Origin of the sequence: Plantactinospora sp. ZYX-F-223 (genome assembly GCF_039649625.1) — a bacterium.
GTDB lineage: Bacteria > Actinomycetota > Actinomycetes > Mycobacteriales > Micromonosporaceae > Plantactinospora.
The window spans coordinates 1-4,152 of the sequence record NZ_JBDJAV010000123.1 but is presented as its reverse complement, the minus strand read 5'-3'; the positions used below and the strand labels follow the sequence as shown (position 1 = coordinate 4,152).

At 71.2% G+C, this 4,152-nt stretch carries 5 protein-coding genes; all 5 read left to right on the top strand.

The features are described 5' to 3' along the window. The first annotated feature begins 275 nt into the window (after positions 1 to 275). The 5 genes from AAH979_RS42545 to AAH979_RS42525 all read left to right on the top strand — a co-directional run bounded on the left by AAH979_RS42545 (position 276) and on the right by AAH979_RS42525 (position 3,986). Positions 276 to 788, top strand: coding sequence for a DUF402 domain-containing protein (locus tag AAH979_RS42545; protein ID WP_346263790.1), 513 nt, complete (start codon positions 276 to 278; stop codon positions 786 to 788). Between the two features lie 243 nt (positions 789 to 1,031). Continuing rightward, positions 1,032 to 1,931 (top strand): TIGR04222 domain-containing membrane protein, encoded by a 900-nt coding sequence (locus AAH979_RS42540; RefSeq protein ID WP_346263789.1) that lies wholly within the window; start codon positions 1,032 to 1,034, stop codon positions 1,929 to 1,931. 56 nt (positions 1,932 to 1,987) lie between these two features. Then, a complete protein-coding gene (locus tag AAH979_RS42535) occupies positions 1,988 to 2,806 on the top strand; it encodes a DUF692 domain-containing protein (protein WP_346263788.1) in 819 nt (272 codons plus the stop codon). Next, positions 2,806 to 3,645, top strand: coding sequence for a TIGR04222 domain-containing membrane protein (locus tag AAH979_RS42530; RefSeq protein WP_346263787.1), 840 nt, complete (start codon positions 2,806 to 2,808; stop codon positions 3,643 to 3,645). Before AAH979_RS42535 ends, AAH979_RS42530 begins: the two co-directional genes overlap by 1 nt. After that, complete coding sequence (locus tag AAH979_RS42525) at positions 3,642 to 3,986, top strand: hypothetical protein (RefSeq protein WP_346263786.1); 345 nt, start codon at positions 3,642 to 3,644, stop codon at positions 3,984 to 3,986. Before AAH979_RS42530 ends, AAH979_RS42525 begins: the two co-directional genes overlap by 4 nt. The last annotated feature ends 166 nt before the right edge of the window (positions 3,987 to 4,152 follow it).

The window sequence follows — 4,152 nt, the reverse complement described above, 5'->3', positions numbered from 1 at the left end:
TCGACTGACGGTAGGGCCAACCGTGCCGGATCGGGGGCTGGTGGGGCGCTGGGGTGGTCGGTCGGAGTCTCCGACTGCCTGGGCCAATTCTTCCCAGGAGGGGCTGCCCTTCCGGTGGGGCGCGGGCCAGGATGAGGGCTTGGTCGCTGGCTCGTGCGGCGGTGCGGGCCGGTTGGGCCAGGGTGGCGGCCAGCTGGAGGGCCTGGGCGGAGTCGGCGGTGGCGGGGCTCCGTGCGCCGGTCGCGGCGTACTCCGGTTGCCCCTAACGTGCTCCTGTGGGCGTGGTTCAGAACAGCGGAAGCGTACGCCTGTGCAAGATCAAACGCCCCGGAGGCGTCTTCTGGTTTGATCTCCAGCAGATCATTGAAGACCGTGCCGGGACGTGGCTGTGGGGTCCGGCCGGTTCACCATGGGGTGCTCCGCATGACAGTGGTGCTCTTCCGGTACCCGTTGTGGTGTTGCTCGCGGCGGGCCGGCCGTGGGTGGCGTGGTGGGTCGGCGATCCTGCCGATCGGCGGCTTGAGATCGACGTGTGCGTCCCGCCTGAGCGTACCGAAGCAGGCTGGCGGTATATCGATCTCGAACTGGACCCGGTGCTCCACGAGCGGGATTCGCGTGTCGAGATCGAGGACTGGGACGAGTACGAACAGGCGTGCCGCAACGGTTGGATGAGCGCGGATGACGCCAAGCTCGCACAGTCCACGGCCGACGATCGCGCCGGGGCACTCCGGCGCCGGGACGAGCCCTGGCAGGAGCGCGGATGGCAGATGCTCTCTCAACCGACGTGAGGATCCGGACACCGCGCTCATCCGGGTCAGCGGGATGAGGTCGGGCAGGTCGAAACTTACTGGTCGACGCCGAGTCACCCAGTGCAGCCGGCCAGCCATCCGCACCTAAACCCTTATGCGCTGTGCGGCACGCGGTGCACGGCGACCGCGTGGAGATGTGGCTCGGCCATCGCCGGGCCCTTCATGGGCGTCGCTGATCACACCAGAGACAATGTCCGCCGAGCGCGGGGAAAGGGGTAGACGATGCATCCGTGGGGACTGTCGGGGCCGGAGTTCCTCTGGCTGTACTCCGCCGGCCTGGTCGTGGGGCTCGCCGTGGCGGTCGGGGTGCGCATGGCGGTGCGCAGGCCACGGCTTGCCGAGCCGCCCGACCCGCCGGCTCCCGAGGAGTTGGGCTTCCTCGCGGGCGGGCCGCAGCACGCGGTCCAGGTTGGCGTCGTCCGGCTGGTCGACGCCGGTGACGTCAGAGTCGACCGTCGCGGCACCCTGACCGCCACGGCGGACGGCGAGCCGACCGGACGCCCGCTCGACGACGCGGTGCTCGCCGAACTCACCGCACCGCGGAAGGTCGCGATGGTGGCCGAGAAGCTTGCCGGCAAACCGGTGGTGACCGAGATCGGCGAGTCACTGGTCCGCCGAGGCCTGCTCGTCGCCCCGGCCCGCGCGGTCCGGGCACGATGGCTCGCTCCGATCTTGCTGTACCTGCTGTTCGTGGTCGGCCTGGCCCGCTGGGTCAACGGGATCGCCAACGACCTGCCCACCGGCTATCTGAGCTATCTGCTCGCCGCGGCGTTCATCGCCAGTGTGTACCTGAGCACCCGGCTCACGTCCGCCCCCAAGGCCCGGACGGTGCACGGCGACCGGGTGGTGGCCGAGGTCACGGCGAGAGGGCAGGCGGCGGATCCGCTGGAGCGGGTGGCGGTGAGCGGCCCGCACGCTTACCCGGACAGGGAGCTCTCCAAGGCACTGACCCACGGCGCGGCGGTGGCGTTCGCCGGGGGCACCTGGAGCTACGCCTCCGCAGGCGCGTTCGACTCCTTCGTGCACATCGGCTCGTCCGGCGGCAGCACCTACACGCACAACTACACCTCGTCCTCCAGCGACAGCTCGTCCGGCGGCGGCTGCGGCGGCGGTGCCCCCTGATAGCCACTGTGGGCTTGGGTTGATCGCAGGACAGGGGATTCGGTGGAGGTGACACCATGACGCGGCCGAGACTCGGCGTCGGGATCGGCTGGCGGCCGGAGATCGACCTGACGGTGGAGCGGCTGCCCGGTGTCGACTTCGTGGAGGTGCTGGCGGAGAACATCCACCCGGACCCGCTGCCGGAGTCGCTGACCGTGCTGCGCGAACGGGGGATGCCGGTGATCGCGCACGCGGTGTCGCTGTCGCTCGGCGGGGCGGAGCCGGTGGACCGCACGCGGGTCGCCCACCTGGCTGCCGTGGCGGAGGCGGTGGACGCGCCGTTGGTCAGCGAGCACGTGGCGTTCAGCCGCGCCGGCGGGCTCGACTCCGGGCACCTGCTGCCGGTGCCGCGCACCCGTGACGCGCTGGACGTGCTGGTGGACAACGTGAATCGGGTGCAGGCGGAGCTGCCGGTGCCGTTGGCGCTGGAGAACATCGCGGCGCTGCTCGACTGGCCGGACAGCGACCTGACCGAGGGACAGTTCCTCGCCGAGCTGGTCGAGCGCACCGACTGCCGGCTGCTGGTCGACGTGGCCAACCTGTACACGAACGCGGTCAACCTCGGCACCGCGCCGGAGACGTTCCTCGACGAGCTGCCGCTGGAGAGGCTGGCCTACGTGCACGTCGCGGGCGGGGTCACCCACGACGGGCTCTACCACGACACGCACGCTCACGCCGTGCCGCCGCAGGTGCTGGACACCCTCGCCGCGCTGTGCGCCCGCGTCGACCCGCCGGGGGTCATGCTGGAACGCGACGACGACTACCCACCCGACGCCGATCTGGCCGCCGAACTCGCCGCGATCCGTGCCGTCATCACTGCTGCCAAGGAGTCCTGATGCAGCCCTGGGGCATCTCGGGCCCGCAGTTCCTGCTGCTCTACCCAATCGCCGTGATCGCCGGCCTGGCGGTGGCGGAGTACGCCCGCCGCTGGGCCAACCGGACCGCGCCGGCCGAGCTGCCGTCCGCTGTGGAATTTGCGGAGGTGGCCTTCCTCGCGGGCGGCACCGATCGGGTGGTCGACGCGGCCGTCGCCCGCCTCGTCCACAGTGAACAGCTCAGGGTGAACCGCAAGGGCGGGCTGTCCGCACCGGGCGACCCGGCCTCCGACCACCCGATCGGCCGGGACGTCCACTCGGTCGTCCGCCAGCAGCCGACGAAGGTCCACGCGCTTCGGCGTCGACTCAAGGCGATGCCCCAGGTTCGAGCGCTTGCCGAACGCGTTGCCGCTGGTCAGCGCTCCCGGTCGCGGTGGGAGCGGGCGCTCGCCACGTACGCCTCGCTGGCGCTGCTGTGTCTGGTGTTCGCGGTCGGCATGGCCCGCCTGGTGGACGGCATCACCGATGGCTACCCGATCGGCTATCTGCTCATCCAGCTCATCGTCAGCATGGCGATCATCCCGGCGTTCTATATCGCGGTCTGGCCGCTTCCCGCCCGCACGCGGCGCAACAACCCGGTGGTGGCGCTGGCCGCCCGCCAACTCGACGGGGTCGACCGAGTCGCGGTGTCCGGGATGGCCGCCTACCCGGACGAGGAGCTACGCGCGGCGCTCGTCGCGTCGGCCACCCCGCCCGAGAAGAAGAAGGGCCGAGGTCGCCAGCGGGAAACCTACTACTCCTACGGTCCGCCCACCCTGAGTAGCGACAGCGGCGGTGGTGGCGGCGGTGGAACCCCGTGACAGCGCGGGACAAACTGGCCGCGCGGCAGCGGGAACTCCTCCGCGCGTTGCTGGCCGGCGGCCAAGTGCCGGCCGGCTTCGACGCGCACCGGGTCGCGGTCGAGGCCCGGTCGCTCCAGTCCAAACGCCGGTCGGTCGCGGCCAGGATGCGCCCGGACCTGACCGAACGGCTCGGCACGGAGTTCCGCCCGCTGTTCGACACCTGGGCGCTCGACCACCCGAAACCGGTCGACTCCTCGTTCCGCGCCGACCTCGACCGCTTCGAGTCCTGGCTGTACGCCGGCGGCCACCTCGACCCACCACGCACACTCCGCCGCTGGCTCCGCCGACCCGCGCCCTGAACAGCCAAGGCAGGTCCGTGGATCTTGGCTGGTGGGTCGTGAGGAAGCGGTCAGTGTGCTGGCGGGCAATGTCACCGAGGCGTTCCCGGCCATCCCGCACGCCACGGCCCAGGGGAAACGAGGACGCGAACGGCCCAGCTCGCGCTCGCCTGGGCGCTGCGGGACG